Source organism: Gemmiger gallinarum, assembly GCF_014982805.1.
GTDB classification, from domain to species: Bacteria; Bacillota; Clostridia; order Oscillospirales; family Ruminococcaceae; genus Gemmiger; species Gemmiger gallinarum.
Window position 1 is genome coordinate 242,091 of record NZ_JADCKC010000003.1, and the last position, 15,897, is coordinate 257,987.

12 protein-coding genes are annotated in these 15,897 nt (G+C 58.9%); 7 read left to right on the top strand and 5 right to left on the bottom strand.

Annotated elements, in window-relative coordinates; genetic code table 11:
• Positions 1–94: 94 nt before the first annotated feature.
• On the bottom strand, positions 95–580 hold the full coding sequence (locus INF35_RS10370) for a CYTH domain-containing protein (RefSeq protein ID WP_193502209.1): 486 nt from the start codon (positions 578–580) through the stop codon (positions 95–97).
• A 181-nt stretch (positions 581–761) separates the two neighbouring features.
• On the opposite strand from INF35_RS10370, the gene INF35_RS10375 reads away from it, so the two are divergent.
• The 7 genes from INF35_RS10375 (at position 762) to INF35_RS10405 (ending at position 10,821) form a co-directional block, all read left to right on the top strand.
• Positions 762–1,994, top strand: coding sequence for a class I SAM-dependent rRNA methyltransferase (locus INF35_RS10375; RefSeq protein WP_193502211.1), 1,233 nt, complete (start codon positions 762–764; stop codon positions 1,992–1,994).
• A gap of 201 nt (positions 1,995–2,195) precedes the next feature.
• Complete coding sequence (locus tag INF35_RS10380; RefSeq protein WP_193502213.1) at positions 2,196–4,286, top strand: glutamine synthetase III family protein; 2,091 nt, start codon at positions 2,196–2,198, stop codon at positions 4,284–4,286.
• A 173-nt stretch (positions 4,287–4,459) separates the two neighbouring features.
• On the top strand, positions 4,460–5,770 hold the full coding sequence (locus tag INF35_RS10385) for a glutamine synthetase family protein (RefSeq protein ID WP_193502215.1): 1,311 nt from the start codon (positions 4,460–4,462) through the stop codon (positions 5,768–5,770).
• 52 nt (positions 5,771–5,822) lie between these two features.
• The gene (locus tag INF35_RS10390; protein ID WP_193502217.1) at positions 5,823–6,398 is read left to right on the top strand and encodes an ANTAR domain-containing response regulator; all 576 of its coding nucleotides are present in this window, start codon (positions 5,823–5,825) and stop codon (positions 6,396–6,398) included.
• A gap of 240 nt (positions 6,399–6,638) precedes the next feature.
• Positions 6,639–8,288: a CTP synthase gene (locus INF35_RS10395; protein WP_193502219.1), complete on the top strand. Its 1,650-nt coding sequence runs from the start codon at positions 6,639–6,641 to the stop codon at positions 8,286–8,288.
• A gap of 377 nt (positions 8,289–8,665) precedes the next feature.
• Positions 8,666–9,358 carry a phosphatase PAP2 family protein gene (locus INF35_RS10400; protein WP_207728302.1) on the top strand — a complete coding sequence of 231 codons (693 nt, stop codon included), beginning with the start codon at positions 8,666–8,668 and terminating at the stop codon, positions 9,356–9,358.
• Between the two features lie 251 nt (positions 9,359–9,609).
• Positions 9,610–10,821, top strand: a complete 1,212-nt coding sequence (locus tag INF35_RS10405) for an FprA family A-type flavoprotein (protein ID WP_193502221.1) — start codon at positions 9,610–9,612, stop codon at positions 10,819–10,821.
• A 151-nt stretch (positions 10,822–10,972) separates the two neighbouring features.
• Here the strand turns inward: INF35_RS10405 and INF35_RS10410 are convergent, their stop codons facing one another.
• From INF35_RS10410 to INF35_RS10425, 4 genes are all read right to left on the bottom strand, one after another.
• Positions 10,973–12,421: a 5-bromo-4-chloroindolyl phosphate hydrolysis family protein gene (locus tag INF35_RS10410; protein ID WP_193502223.1), complete on the bottom strand. Its 1,449-nt coding sequence runs from the start codon at positions 12,419–12,421 to the stop codon at positions 10,973–10,975.
• 33 nt (positions 12,422–12,454) lie between these two features.
• Positions 12,455–13,762 carry a GDSL-type esterase/lipase family protein gene (locus INF35_RS10415; RefSeq protein ID WP_193502225.1) on the bottom strand — a complete coding sequence of 436 codons (1,308 nt, stop codon included), beginning with the start codon at positions 13,760–13,762 and terminating at the stop codon, positions 12,455–12,457.
• Between the two features lie 194 nt (positions 13,763–13,956).
• Positions 13,957–14,808 carry a DUF368 domain-containing protein gene (locus INF35_RS10420; RefSeq protein WP_193502227.1) on the bottom strand — a complete coding sequence of 284 codons (852 nt, stop codon included), beginning with the start codon at positions 14,806–14,808 and terminating at the stop codon, positions 13,957–13,959.
• Between the two features lie 251 nt (positions 14,809–15,059).
• Positions 15,060–15,692: a sigma-70 family RNA polymerase sigma factor gene (locus INF35_RS10425; RefSeq protein WP_235983203.1), complete on the bottom strand. Its 633-nt coding sequence runs from the start codon at positions 15,690–15,692 to the stop codon at positions 15,060–15,062.
• Positions 15,693–15,897: the final 205 nt, after the last annotated feature.

A 15,897-nucleotide genomic window follows, 5' to 3' on the forward strand; every position in this document is an offset into this window, starting at 1 on the left:
GCGGCTGCATACGGGATACAAGGAAATTGTATCACTCTTTTCACATATTTTCTATAATATTTTCACATTTTGCATTTTATTTTGTTGCTTAAGCTCATTTTCTGGTCTGGTTCCAGTATTCTCCCATGCTTGCCCCCGATTTTCCCGTAACTTCATCGGAGAGATAGGCCTGCAGCATGGGGGTATCCGGCCGCCAGGAAAGCGCCGCTTCCTCGGTGGGGTACTCGATCTCGGCATAGAAAAAGGCGCCGGGCAGGCCCGAATCCACCTCGTTGACCTCCAGCGTCAGCCCGCCGGGCAGGGCATAGCTGCGCCGCAGCTTGGCGATCAGCGGTTTGCCGATGAGATGCCTGAGCTTTTCAAACAGGTCGGGGGAGATGTCGGTTTCGATCTCCTCCCGGGAAAGGGTGCCTTCTCCCTTGAAGCAGAGCACGTATCTGGTCTGGCCGCCGGTCAGCGCCTCCCTGCGGATGCGCACTGTGGGTCGGACACTGATGTATCCCTGGTCCATTTGGTATTCCTCTGTAAGGGGAAGGCCCTTCGGCCAGTCTGTTACCATCCATTTGCGTTCAATTTCCATAAGGCTCTCCTTTCGCCGTGGGCAGCCGCGCCGTTCCTGACTGTCGGTTTCCTTTATTATAGCACGCCGGTGCTGCTTTGCGGGGAATGGGTCTGACTTTTTGCCGCTGTCTTGCGTATTGGGCAGCAAAACGGTATACTGATACCGATTGATTTTAAGAATAAGAAAAGGACGACTGCCGATGAAAACCGAGCGTGAATGGCCTGCCTTCACCGTATCCAAAAAAGCAACGGCCACGTTGGCCGCCGGGCATCCCTGGGTGTACGACAACGAGATCACCCAGGCTCCCGACATCCTGCCCGCCCCCGGCGGCCTGGCCGATGTTCTCAGCCCCCGGGGCAGCTATCTGGGTACCGCTATGTACAGCCCTGCCAGCCGTATCCGGCTGCGGGTCATCAGCCGCAATGCCAACGACCGCTTTGACCAGGCCTTCTGGCGCCGCCGGCTGGAATATGCCTGGGCCTACCGCAAGCAGGTGCTGGGTGAAACCGACTGCCAGTGCTGCCGCTTTGTCTTTGGGGAGGCAGACTCCCTGCCCGGGCTGACCGTGGACCGGTTCGGTCCCCTGCTGGTCACCCAGATCACCAGTGTGGGCATTGAGGTGCGCAAGGACCTGATCCTGCCCATGCTTGCCGATGTGCTGCGGGCCGACGGCCAGCACATTGACGGCATCTTTGAGCGCAACGACCTGGCCCTGCGGGACAAGGAGGGCCTGCCCCGGGGCAAGGGATGGTATCCCCTGCCCGGCGAGCCTCTGCCCCAAAGCCCCGTCACAGAAATCTGCGAAAACGGCGTCTACTATGCCGTGGATGTGGAGAACGGTCAGAAAACCGGCTTCTTCCTGGACCAGAAGTACAACCGCCGGGCAGTGGCCCATCTGGCCGCCGGACGCACCGTACTGGACTGCTTCACCCACACCGGCAGCTTTGCCCTCAACGCGGCAAAGGGCGGTGCCAAACACGTCACGGCGGTGGATGTGAGCGCCTCGGCCATTGAAATGGCCCGCCGCAATGCTGTGAGAAACGGGCTGGATGACCGGATGGACTTTGTCTGTTCCGACGTGTTTGAGCTGCTGCCCCGGCTGGAAAGTGAAGGCCACCCCTACGATTTTATCATTCTGGACCCGCCGGCCTTTACCAAATCCCGGTCTACGGCGGCCAGCGCCATGCGCGGCTACAAGGAGATCAACCTCCGGGCCATGCGCCTTCTGCCCCGGGGCGGCTATCTGGCCACCGCCAGCTGCAGCCACTTTGCCCCCGCCCCCGAGTTTGTGAAGATGCTGCATGCCGCCGCCCGGGACACCGGCCGCTCCCTGCGGCAGATCGAGGCCCGCCAGCAGGCCCCGGACCATCCCATCCTGTGGGAAGTCCCCGAGACGGATTATTTGAAGTTCTACCTCTTCCAGGTGGTATAAGCGGGTGGTTTTGCCCTCCAAAAAGCCGCAAACTATGGAAAAGCTCCAATTTTTACCGTTTTCAAACCTTTGTATTTTGTCAAAGCGCCTATTGCGTTTTATCCCCGCGCCCGATATAATTATCACATAAACAGCAAGGGCGCTGCGAACGTAAGCTTCGCAGCGCCTTTGTTAGTTTCGAGCAGTAAAGGAGTATGAAGTATGGCAGCAACCGTTATGGAACTCTACGGCAGCAAAGTCTTCAACGAGCATGAAATGCGCGAGCGTCTGCCCAGTTCGACCTATAAGAGCCTGAAAGCAACCATCGAAAAGGGCCAGCCCCTTGACCTGGATGTGGCCAACGTCGTCGCCAGCGTCATGAAGCGCTGGGCGATTGAGCTGGGTGCCACCCACTACACCCACTGGTTCCAGCCTCTGACCGGTATCACCAGTGAAAAGCATGACGGCTTTGTTGCCCCTCAGCATGATGGCACTGCCATCATGGAGTTCTCCGGCAAGGAGCTCATCAAGGGCGAGCCGGATGCTTCCTCCTTCCCCTCCGGCGGCCTGCGCGCCACCGCTGAGGCCCGCGGCTACACCGCATGGGACCCCACCAGCTACGCCTTCGTCAAGGATGACGTGCTGTGCATCCCCACTGCGTTCTGCTCTTACACCGGCGAAGCTCTGGACAAAAAGACTCCTCTGCTGCGCTCCATGAAGGCCATCTCCGATCAGGCCCGCCGCGTGCTGCATCTCTTCGGCAAGGACGTGGACCAGGTCCACACCACCGTCGGTCCTGAGCAGGAATATTTCCTCATCCGCAAGGAAGACTATGAGAAGCGCCTGGACATTGTCCTGACCGGCCGCACTCTGTTCGGCTCCGCGCCTTCCAAGGGTCAGGAGCTGGAGGAGCACTACTTCGGCGTCATTCGTCCTGTGGTCTCCGATTTCATGAAAGAGCTGGACGAAGAGCTGTGGAAGCTGGGTATCCCTGCCAAGACCAAGCACAATGAGGTCGCCCCCAGCCAGCATGAGCTTGCTCCTATCTTTGATACCGCCAACGTTGCCATCGATCACAACCTGCTGACGATGGAACTGATGAAAAAAATCGCCGCCCGCCATGGTCTGGTCTGCCTGCTGCACGAGAAGCCTTTTGAGGGCGTCAACGGCAGCGGCAAGCACAACAACTGGTCCCTGAGCACCGATGGCGAGAACCTTCTCGATCCCGGCGATACCCCCATGCAGAACCTGCAGTTTATGGTGTTCCTGTCCGCCGTCATCAAAGCTGTTGACGAGTACGCCGACCTGCTGCGCACCTCTGTTGCCACCCCGGGCAACGATCACCGTCTGGGCGCCAACGAGGCTCCGCCGGCCATCATCTCCATCTTCGTGGGCGAGGAGCTGGAAGCCGTCATCGACGCCATCTGCTCCGACTCCCCCTATGCAGGCCCCGTCAAGATGAAGATGGATCTGGGCGTCGATGTCCTGCCCAAGTTCAGCAAGGACACCACCGACCGCAACCGGACTTCTCCCTTTGCCTTTACCGGCAACAAGTTCGAGTTCCGCATGCCCGGCTCTACCGAGAACCTGTCGGATGCAAACTTTATCCTCAACACCGCTGTCGCCAAGGAGCTGCGTGACTTCTGCAGCGAAACCGAGGATGCTGCCGACTTTGAATGTGCCGCTGCAGCCTGGGTCAAGAAGACCCTCAATGAGCACCGCCGCGTCATTTTCAACGGCAACGGTTACTCCGAGGCCTGGGAGATCGAGGCAGAGCGCCGCGGCCTGCCCAACCGCAAGTGCACTCCCGATGCCATGGTCGCGCTGAAAGATCCCAAGAACATCAAGCTCATGGAAGAGTTCGGCGTCCTGACCCGCACCGAAATGCTGAGCCGCTACGAGGTTGAGATGGAGCATTACTCCAAGGTTCTCAACATCGAGGCCCGCACCATGCTCAAGATTGCCAACAAGCAGCTGATTCCCGCCGTCACCGCTTACATGGACGACGTTGCCGGCACCGCGGCCACCAAGATGGCTGTGAACGAGTCCCTTTCCACCCGTGCCGAGCAGAAGCTGCTGACCAAACTGTCCCAGTACGCCGACGAAATGTCCGACGGTGTGGACGAACTTCAGAAGGTCGCGGATGAGGTTTCCGCCATGACGGATGAAACCGCCAAGGCCCACGCCTACCACGACGTTGTCATCCCGGCGATGGAAAAGCTGCGTGCAAGCGCCGACGCCGCCGAGGAGATCTGCCGCGAGGATTACTGGCCGCTGCCCTGCTACAGCCGCCTGCTCTACTACACCGAGTGATCGGTTTCCTCGCCGCCTGGTAACCGGGCGCTGCGCAGACCACAAAACAGCCATTCTCCTTTTCCTATTTCTTACACCAGCTCGGAGGGCCCGCCATCGCGGGCCTTTCGAGTTTTGGGCTACTACCGGCAGCGCGTCCCCGTCCCGGCGCCTGCTATCCATGGAGGTTCACCATGAAACGGACTGCACAGGATATCCTGAACTTTGTGGAGGACAACGATGTCAAGTTTGTCCGGCTGGCCTTTTGCGATATTTTCGGCAATCAGAAAAACATCTCGCTGTTTGCCAGCGAACTTCCCGGTGCGTTTGAGCACGGCGTCTGTTTCGACGGAAGTTCCATCGCAGGCTTCATGAATACCGAGGAGAGCGACCTTGTGCTGTGGCCCGACCCGGATACCGTCTGTATCCTGCCCTGGCGCCCCGCCGAAGGCCGCGTCATGCGCATGTACTGCGACATTACCCTGCCCGACGGCAAGCCCTTTGAGGGCAACTGCCGGGGATACTTACAGTCGGTGGTACGCCGCGCCCGGGCCATGGGTCTGATCTGCAATGTGGGCTGTGAGTGTGAGTTCTATCTCTTTGAGACCGACGATCACGGCAACCCCACCAAGATTCCCCTGGACCACGGCGGCTACTTTGACATTGCCCCGCTGGACAAGGGGGAAAACATCCGCAGGGAAATCTGCTTTGCCATGGAGGACCTGGGCCTCAGGCCTCAGCACAGCCACCATGAGAGCGGCCATGGTCAGAACGAGGTGGATTTTCTCTATGCTCCGGCCCTGCGCTCGGCTGACAATCTGAACACCTTCAAGAGCACCGTCAAGGCCATTGCGGGACGCAACGGGCTGTTCGCCAGCTTTATGCCCAAACCTCTGCGGGACCAGGCAGGCAGCGGTTTGCATGTCAACATCTCCCTCAAGCGGGACGGCAAGAATCTGTTTGAGGGCGACATTGCCCCCGACAGCGAGCCCGGACATTTTATTGCCGGGATTCTGGCCCACGCCCGGGAACTGACTGCCTTCTGCAATCCGCTGCCCAACAGTTATGCCCGCTTCGGCAGCTGTGAGGCCCCCCAGTACATCAGCTGGAGCCGACAAAACCGCAGTCAGCTCGTCCGTCTGCCCTCTGCTCACGGGGAGCTCTGCCGCATGGAGATGCGCAGTCCCGATCCCTCCTGCAACCCCCATCTGGCCATCGGCCTGATTCTGGCCGCCGGTCTGGACGGCATCCAGAACAAGATGCCGCTGCCCGCTCCCATTAATCGGAACCTCTTTTTGCATTCCAGCACCGAGGGCCTGGAAAGTCTCCCCCGCTCTCTGCGGGAGGCCATCACCGTGGCAGCATCCAGCGATTTCATCTCCAACGAGCTGCCCCTGGCCCTGCTGAACAAATACTTTGAGTACCAGACCCGCCTGTGCCTGGATTTTGAAAGCGCCCCCGATCCCGAAGCCTGGGAACGGGAGAACTGCTTCCCCACGATCTGAACCTCTGCACCGTCGGCAGCGACGGTGAACTTTGCCGAAAGGAGGGACCCGTATGCCTCTGGCTCTGATTGCGTCTGCCGGTGTCAACGCCAACGAATATCTGGCGCGGCACATCGCAGAGCTGGGCTATGCCCGCCCGGTCATTGTGGCCAGCGGCGGCGAGGCCCGCAGACGGCTGGCGGAAAAAGATTTTGAGATCGTGGTTATCAACACCCCTCTGCCCGATGAATTCGGTCACGAGCTGGGCACCTATGCGGTGGAATGCTCTCATGCAGGGGTGCTGCTGCTGGCCAAGTCCGGCACGGCGGAGCAGATCTCGGGCAATCTGCAGCAGAACGGCGTTCTGGTCCTGGCAAAGCCGTTCTCTTCCGCTCAGTTTCGCCAAGCGGTACAAATGGCCTCCAGCTGCTGCCGCCGTCTGGCTCCCCTGCTGGAAGAGAACGCCCGCCTCACCGACAAGATCGCCCAGCTGCGTCTGGTGGACCGTGCCAAGTGCATGCTGATCGAAAGGCGCGGCATGACCGAGGCGGAAGCCCACCGCCTCATTGAAAAGCGGGCTATGGATACCCGCACCAGCCGCGGCGAGGTTGCCTCCGCCCTGCTGGATGAAGAGGATGACGATCTTTGACCCGGTGCCGTGTTTCGGCACGGCATGGGGCAGCCGTATTGCCGGTCCGCACAGGACCAATACTGTTTTTGTGAGAATCGGCTTTTGAAGGTATCCCGCTGCGGCGGATACCATTTGCCCTGTCCCGCGGACAGGGGTGGGAAATTTACTTGTACCGCGCCTGGAATTCTTGATTTTTCCAGGACAGCGTATCTATAATGATAAATTGGTATAATTGATATGGATGTGGAGGATGTGTATATGTCTACCAAATATATCTTTGTTACCGGCGGTGTGGTCTCCGGCCTGGGCAAGGGCATTACAGCGGCCAGTCTGGGCCGTCTGCTCAAAACCCGCGGGCTGAAAGTGGCTTCTCAGAAGCTGGACCCTTATATCAACGTCGATCCCGGCACCATGAGCCCCCTGCAGCACGGCGAGGTCTTTGTCACCGACGACGGCACCGAAACCGACCTGGACCTGGGTCACTACGAGCGCTTCATCGACGAGAACCTGAACAAGTACTCCAACCTGACCACCGGCAAAGTCTACTGGAACGTCCTGCACAAGGAGCGTCAGGGCGCCTATCTGGGGCAGACCGTCCAGATCATCCCCCACATTACCAACGAGATCAAGAGCTACATCTACAATCTGGCCAAGAGCACTGAGGCTGATGTGGTCATCACCGAGATCGGCGGCACCACCGGCGACATTGAGAGCCAGCCCTTCCTGGAGGCCATCCGTCAGGTGGGTCTGGAGCAGGGTCTGGAAAACTGCTGCTACATCCATGTAGTTCTGGTCCCCTACATTTCTGGCTCCGACGAGTACAAATCCAAACCTGCCCAGCATTCCTGCAAGGAACTGCAGGGCATGGGCATCATCCCCAACGTCATCGTGCTGCGCGCCGACGGCAGCGTGGGCGCCGACATCAAGCGCAAAATCAGCATGTTCTGCAATGTGCGCCCCGACTGCGTCATTGAGAACCTGACCATGCCCAGCCTCTATGAGTGCCCTCTCATGCTGGACGCCGCCGGTCTGACCAATGTGGTCGTCCGTCAGCTGCACCTGGAAACTCCCCCGTCCGATCTGACCGAATGGAAGGAACTGATTTCCCGCATCGCCACCCGCAGCAAGAACTGCACCATCGCTCTGGTGGGCAAGTACGTCAAGCTCCACGACGCCTATCTCAGCGTCATGGAGAGCCTCTACCATGCAGGCTTTGAGAACGAGTCCAAGGTGGACATCCGCTGGGTGGACAGCGAGAATCTGCAGGACCAGCAGCGCTGCTCCGAAGAGCTGGCCGACGTGGACGGCATCATCATCCCCGGTGGTTTCGGCGACCGCGGCATTGAGGGCATGATCCAGGCTGCCCGCTACGCCCGCGAAAACCGCATTCCCTGTTTCGGCATCTGCCTGGGCATGCAGATCATGGTCATGGAGTTTGCCCGCGATGTGCTGGGCTACGCCGATGCCAACTCCAGCGAGTTCACCCCCGACGGCCAGCACAATGTCATTGCGCTCATGCCCGACCAGCAGGGCAACATTCCCAAGGGCGGCACCATGCGCCTGGGCAAATATCCCTGCACCATCACCCCCAGCACCCATATGGCTGCCTGCTACGGCAAGACCGAGATTGACGAGCGCCATCGCCATCGCTACGAGTTCAACAACGACTTCCGCGAGGAGATGCAGCAGAAAGGCCTGGTCATCGCCGGTACCAGCCCCGACGGCCGTCTGGTGGAAGCTGTGGAACTGCCTGACCGTGAGTTCCACATCGGCGTACAGTTCCATCCTGAGTTCAAGAGCCGCCCCAACCATGCTCATCCCCTGTTCAAAGGGTTCATTGCAGCCGCTCTCAACTACCAGTGCGAGCGCCTGCACCACGAACACACCACCATGCACGAAAGCATCTGATGATTCCCGCGCCCGGGTGAGCGGCACCACGCCGCCGCCCGGGCGCGGTTTGTCTGTGTTGTTCTGTCGGCCCGGGCGGCGGCTGGCTCCCGTTTTTCCCGCAGCAGATGTAAAATTTCCAGTTTTCTGAAAAAAATTCTGACTTTGTGCAAAATCCACAGCGCCTGTCTCGTATGGATGAATAGACGTTCCAAGGAGGCAGAAATTTCGTTTTATCGGCCAAAAAATGCACAATCTTTCGGGCAGAAGCACAGATTCACACCTGGTCGTGCAAAATATCTTGTAGGTTTTAGTACTACACTCCTTTGGAACGATGCTGTATAATAGATGAATCCGGAGGCGCCCTTGCCTCCGGCAATAAAAAAAGGAGCTGTATTATGGTTACCTGGTGTAAGCGCCATCCGATTCAGTTCATGGCGCTGTATCTGGTCTTTTACTTATCGTTTTTTACCCTGCTGGAGCGCAGCATTGTGCCCACCGTGATCCTCCACTGTGCACTGGATGATATGATTCCCTTTGTCAAATACGCCATCATCCCCTACTACCTGTGGTTTGTCTGGATCGTCTGCACGCTGTTCTGGCTGCTGTGGTTTGCCCCCAAAAAGGAATTCTGGCGCCTGTGCCTGCCGCTGTTTGCCGGTATGACCCTGTCGCTGATGTTCTGCGCAGTGATCCCCAACGGTGTTGCCCTGCGGCCTGCTTCCATTGAGGGCAACGATATCTTCACCGTGCTGGTGCGCGGCCTGTGGAGCGCCGATACCTCTACCAACGTCTGCCCGTCTATCCACGTTTTCAACTCGCTGACGCTGGATTTGGCTTTCCAGCGTACCACGCTGCTTTCCAAGCGCAAGTACCACTTCGTCCGCTGGAGTGCGCGCCTGCTGGATGTTTCCATTGTCTTGTCCACCATGCTGCTGAAGCAGCACTCGGTCATTGATGTGGTCTGCGGCATTGTGCTGGCGCTGGTCATCGACCGCGCGGCAACTGCCGTCTCGGCTGCACTGGCCCGTCATCCCGAGGTCCTCACGCCTCACGCCAAGCAACCTCACGCCATGCTTGAGCGGGAATGATCCCAAACGGAAAATCCCCTGTTTTCCGGCGTTTTGCCGCGAAAACAGGGGATTTTTGATTGTGTTTTGCCTTTACCCCGTGGGGCGTTTGTGCTATACTGTGGGCGGAGCGTGTCGTGCTGCCGTTTGTTGCGGCAGCAACAGCACTTCGATGTACAACATTCTATACTGGATACAATGATCTGCGGGGCGGGCGCACCGCGTTTTTTAGTGTGCCGCCCCGCCATATCTACAGGGAGGTTTCAACGCATATGCACTGCACCCATCTGATTGCGGCCGATACCTGGTATGTCGGCGCAAGCGACCGCCGTCTGGCCAAGTTTGAGAATCTGTTCCCCATTTCCCGCGGCGTTTCCTACAACTCGTACCTGATCGTTGACGAGAAAACCGCGCTGCTGGACACTGCCGATTCTTCGGTCAGCGCACAGTATCTGGAAAACACCGCCCATGCCCTCAACGGCCGCGGGCTGGATTACCTCATCATCAACCATATGGAGCCCGACCATGCCGCCACCATCGCGGAGGTGCTGCTCCGCTGGCCCCAGGCACAGATCGTCTGCAACGCCAAGACCGTGCCCATGCTGAAGAACTACTTCCCCGCTGCGGCAGAAAAGATCGACGCCGCCCTGCTGGTCAAGGAAGGCGATGTGCTGTCCCTGGGCAGCCATGAGCTGACCTTCGTTATGGCTCCCATGGTTCACTGGCCGGAAGTTATGCTGACCTTCGACAAGACCACCAACGTGCTGTTCTCTGCCGACGCCTTCGGCACCTTCGGCGCCCTGAACGGCAACATCTTTGCGGACGAGGTGGATTTTGCCCGTGACTGGCTGGACGACGCCCGCCGCTACTACGCCAACATTGTGGGCAAGTACGGCACCCAGGTCCAGGCTGTCCTGAAAAAGGCCGCCGGTCTGCCCATTCAGGTCATTGCTCCGCTGCATGGTCCCATCTGGCGCGAAAATCTGGGCTGGTTCCTGGGCAAGTATGACCTGTGGAGCCGCTGGCAGCCGGAAGATCAGGGCGTTGTCGTCCTGTACGGCAGCATGTACGGCAACACTGCCGGTGCCGCTTCCGCCCTGGCCGGTCTGCTGGCCGACCGCGGCGTCAAGAACATCGCCGTCCATGACCTGTCCGTGACGGATACCAGCGAGGCTGTGGCGGAGTGCTTCCGCGCCTCCACCATCGTGCTGGCTGCCCCCACTTACAACGGCGGTCTCTACCTGCCCATGAACGCTCTGCTGGAGGACCTGAAGGCTCTCTCTCTGCAGAACCGCACCTTCGCTCTCATCGAGAACGGCAGCTGGGCTCCCATGTCCGGCAAGCTGATGGCCGAGCGGGTGGGCGAGCTCAAGAACTGCACTCTGCTGGATACCCGCGTTACTCTGCGCGGCGCTCTGACTCCGGCTCAGGACGCCGACCTGGCCGCTCTGGCTGATGCCGTTGCCGCCACGGTGCAGGGCTGATCTCGGTTTTCCTTTTACTTACTCATACCCCCGCACGCTGCGGGAGCTGTGGTTTGTGCCGCCGCTCCCGCAGCGTTTTTCTGTGCCTGCATACAAAACGGGGCGCGTCCGGCCAATGGCCGGGCACGCCCCGTTCCCATAATTCTTTTTATTACAACTTCGGCGGCTGGGGAGCCTGCGGAGGCTGAACCCCCAGGCCAAAGGGATCGCTGTTGCCGGTAAGCCCGTCGGCAGAAAGCATCTGTTCCATCACGTCGATGTCCGCCGAGACATCCAGCGCATCGTCCTGAAAAAGCTTGTCCAGCTGGTTTTCAAAGGCTACCACCAACGTATCCATGGACTGCTCGATCCGGCGCTTGGATTCCCGGATGTTGGTACCTTCAATTCCCTGGGCTTCCAGCTCTGCGTAAGTATCCAGCAGCTTGAGGGAGGTGGGCAGGTAGTAGTCCATAAACTTGCGCATCTGGGGCAGCTTTTCGGGGTTTTCCCGAATCTGCGCAAAGATCTTGGCCGACACCGCTTCCAGGCGACTGATCTTGTCGCTCATCTCCTCATCGGGGATGGCGTCATTGACCCGGCGCAGTTCCCTCAGAATATTCTCATACTTTTCATTGCCGTTGGGCTGCTTATCTTCGTTACTGTCTTTGTCGGCAGCATCCGGCTTTTCCTGGGGCTGAGGCTTTTGCCGCGGCTCCGGCGGAACGCCGCGCACGATCAGCGCACGGCTGTGCATATCAATATAGGCAGCAGGCCCGAACACGCCTTTCAGGATGCAGTTTTCCAGATGCTGGCGGCATTCCTCCTCACTGCAGCCCAGGGAGGAGGCAATGTCCTCCACATACATATGGTCGGCGTCGCCCACAATGTTGGCGATCTTGCGGCGCTTCATCCAGGAAGTCCGCATCCGCTGGGCGCCGTAGCACAACCCCAAACCGCCCAGGAAGAACATAGCCAGCGGCCACATTTCCTCAAAAAACCAGAGGATATCATGGGCTTCCGTCAGAATCCAGAAGGAATCGAACAATTCCGCCACACCGCCCAGACCGCCAATGACCATCAGCACAATACCGGCGACAAACAGGATGTCCGCCTTGCTTTTTTCCGCTGTGCTGTACTGGACCGGCTGCGCTGCGCTTTGCTGCTGTGCCGGATTGTCGTAGGCAGAAGCCCCCTGCTGTGCCTGCTGCTGCGTCCGGGGAGGCGCCTGGTATCGGGCCTGTGCCTGGTTCTGCCATGTGGTCCGGTTTCGGTTGGGCTGGTTCTGGCTCTGGCGCATGACCTGATTGATCACCAGAAAGATAAAGCCCAGCGGAAACCACACCACAAAGCCCATCAGAATGGCCCACCAGGGAAAATTGAAATGTCCATCCCGGGTAAACTCCCGGCGCAGACTGTTTCCGAAGCTGGCGGGATTCTGGCTGGGCCGCCAGGCGTTGGGGCGGTAGGGATTCTGGCCGTAACCGTTGCCCCGGTAAGGGGTTCCCTGCTGCCAGTACGGACCTCTGCCCTGCTGGTAATGCGGTCCCTGCTGATAGCGCGGCCCGGTACCGGGCTGTTGGCGGTTATTCTGTTGTTCCCCGTCATGAGGTTGATTCGGCATTGCTTTCACGTTCCTTTTTGGCTGATCCTCTTCTCACGGCAGATCCGAAAGAAGTTCCCTCATCTCATCGCTCAGATAGTAGGTGCTGCCCAGCTGGTAGGGGTTGTCCTTGTCGTAGGGTACGTGGGTGCGCAGATACTCCACCCAGGTAGCGTATCCGGACCCCGAAAGATGAAGACCGTCCGGCTGGGCATAGTCGGCTTTCAGGGAGCCGCTCTCATCCACAAAGACTTCATTCAGGGCAAGGTAAAGACAACCCTTTTCGGCAGCAAGAGAGCTCAGGGAAGCATTGATGCTGTTGACCCGATCCGGCGTCAGACCCGGCATTTCGTCCTGTACCTCGGCCTGTACCGGCAAAACCGACTGTACAAAAATCGTGGTATCCGGCAGTGCTGTCTTGAGCTCGTCAAGCATACGGCCGTAATAGTTCAGGAACCCTTCGTCATTGTTGGTGGAATAGGCCAGGCTGTTGGCTCCCAGCAGTACATACAGCTTTTTGGGCTGTGCCTGTGAGAGAACATCGAGAGGGATCTCTTCCCCGCGGTCGCTGCTGGTCATGGTGGTGCGGTTGACAATATCGTTGGGCGATGCGCCCTCATAAGCACAAACCAGTGCATCCCCCACATCGATGTCGTAGTCAGTGTAACCCACTGTGAGCGAGTCCCCCAGGAAAGCGGCATCGTTAAACCAGCTCAGGTCCACCTTGCCGAACTCCGGCACTGCGCTCGGCACGGACGGCGCAGCGGTATACGTGTAATTTTCCGTCTGGCGGGCAGGGCCCACGTCACCCCAGTTCAGAGCTTCCGTCAGGGCGTTGCCGGAGTCCTCCGCATAGGGCAGCGGCGCCACAACCGATGTAGTGAGCTGAGAGGTATCTCCCTCAATGACGGGATTTTCCGTTTCCGTACTGCCGTTTGGCAGCAGCACCGTGATAACACCCGATGCCAGCAGGATACACACGCCGGTGGCGATCAGCGTCAGCCGGCGACGGGCCCGCCGGTTCTGGCGAGCCTTGCGGGCCGCCGACCGCGCCGACTGACGGGCGGGATCTCCCTGCCCTGCCTGCGTCTGAACCGGGCGCTGAGGCTGCGGCGGACGCTGCCAGCCGTCAGCCGCTGCCCACTCAGGAGGGGCATAGGGTGCACGGTAAGCATTATTTTTTTCGGGCGATGGGCGCGCGCCTGCCCCGCTGCGCGGAGCCTGCCGCTGTACCGGCTGCGGCTCGACCGGCCGCTGCCCCGGAGAAACACGGCGCACGCCGCCGCTGCCGGGGGCTCTCACCTGCCGGTTTTGCTTTTCTCTTGGTTGGTATCCGCCATATCTGCCTTCCCTGTTCGGCATGGGCCTGTCCCCCTTTCTTTTGCTGCTTCGCCTTCGGGCTGTGCCGTCAAAGGCTGATTAAAGGTATTATATCATATCCCCGTGCGTAAAAACAGCTTTTTACCCGCCTGCTCTGTAAACTTTCACTGAACAACGATTATCACTATGCCGGTTGTCCAACAAAAAAGCCTCCGCACAGGCGGAGGCCGGCAAATTCAGTTTTCCTTCGGGAAACGGCTGTTGAAGCGGTCCAGTGCCAGGGCAGCCGCAATTCCCGCCGCCAGGCAAATCAGGTTGGCGGCCAGCGCGCCTGCTGAAACGGCAAAACTGCCGTAGGGCACGATCATGAGGGTCGCTGCGATCACGATGCCTACAATGGCATGAAATGCGCAGGAATAGTGATGGGCAAACAGCGAATCGATGCCCTTGGCCAGGCAGATCACCGTGACGATGGCCCCCAGGGCGCCGGGTACCAGAACGCCCGCATCCAGATGGCCCAATCCGTCCACAAAGGGCGTGTAAAGGCCCAGCGGCATGAGCAGCGTGGAAAAGCTCATACCCGGCGCAATAACGCTGAGAGCCACGCAGAAGCCGCAGAACAGATACCACCCGAAATTCGGTGTGATCTGCACCGAGAGGACGTTCAGGGTTCCCAGCAGTGCCAGCACGATGACAAAGGCCGCCGCCATGGAGAGATAGGATGCCCGGGTGCGGCCTTTTTCTCCCGCTTCCCGGAACAGTGAGGGCAGCATTCCGGCGATAAGTCCCACAAACAGGCAGACCGACTGGTCAGGGTAGGTTTCCAGAAAAAAGGACAACAGATTGGCAATGCCCAGAAATCCCACCGCCGCCCCGAGAATGACCGGCAGCAAGCGGGGAACATGGGTTCTGAAGTTGCGCACCGGGCAGGAGAGCAGCTCCATCACCGGCTTGTAGATGCCAAAAATAACGCAGAGTACACCGCCCGAGATGCCGGGCAGCACGGCCCCAAGGCCGATGAGCGCTCCCTGCACCAGACGCATGACAAAGCGCACGGCAGGCTGACGGCCAACGGAAAATTCTTTCATAAAATTGGTACCTCTCCATCCGGTTTACAGTCCACGGGCCGGAAGCTATTTTTTCCGCCCGGAAGTTTGTACCATTATATCATACCCGTTTCCCTGTGAGAACGGGATTTTCTCTGTCCCTACCACGAAAGATGTGATATTTTTGTTAATTTTGTCCAAGTTTTTCCAGCGGCTGAACGGAGTCGGATTTGTACACCTGTACTGCCGCAGCGGGAGCATTTTACCGGTGGCTCCCATTGTGGGGTTGGATTTCACTTTTGAGGCATTTCTGCCCGGCAATGGGCCTGATTTTCCCAGTGAGCACGCAGCGTTTCCAATGCACGCTTTTCAATGCGGGAGACATAGCTCCGGCTGATGCCCAGTTTTTCCGCCACTGCCTGTTGGGTAAGTTCCGCCTTGCCGTCCAACCCGTATCGCATCGTAAGAATGCGGGCATCCCGGGCAGGCAATGCCTTCACCAGCGCACGCAGCCGCATCGCAATGTCGCGCCGCTCGCAGTCTTCTTCCATCACCGCATCGTCGGTCAGTACATCGGCAAGGGTCAGGGTACCGCTGTCATTGGCATGGCTCTCCAGCGGCTCCTGCAGCGAAAGCGGTGTACCTTCCCGCCTTGTGTGTCGCAGATACATCCGCAGCTCATTTTCAATGCACTGGGAAGCATAGCTGGCAAACCGGACACGGCGGGCGGGATCAAAGCTGTCCACCGCCTTGATCAGGCCAATGGTCCCCATGCTCACCAGATCGTCCTGCGCTGCCGCAACTGCGTAATATTTTTTGGTCACATGGGCAACCAGGCGCAGGTTATGGCGGATCAATCGGTCACGGGCATTGCGGTCCCCCTGCCGGGCTGCAGCAAAGGCGGCACGTTCCTCCTCTGCACGCAAGGGCCTTGGAAAGCTTCCCGTCTCCAATCGGAGCGTCAGATATAAAATGTGCGAGGCTGCTGCCTGCAAGAACAATCCGAGAATTTCCAGCATAATACCACCCCCGGCTCAGCATATGCATCGTCCGCCGGCACTATGTGTCAAGCTGCATGGTTCCCCGGCTTATGCAGAGCTTCCGCGCCCTCCGTCAGCCAAGGGTTCGTCT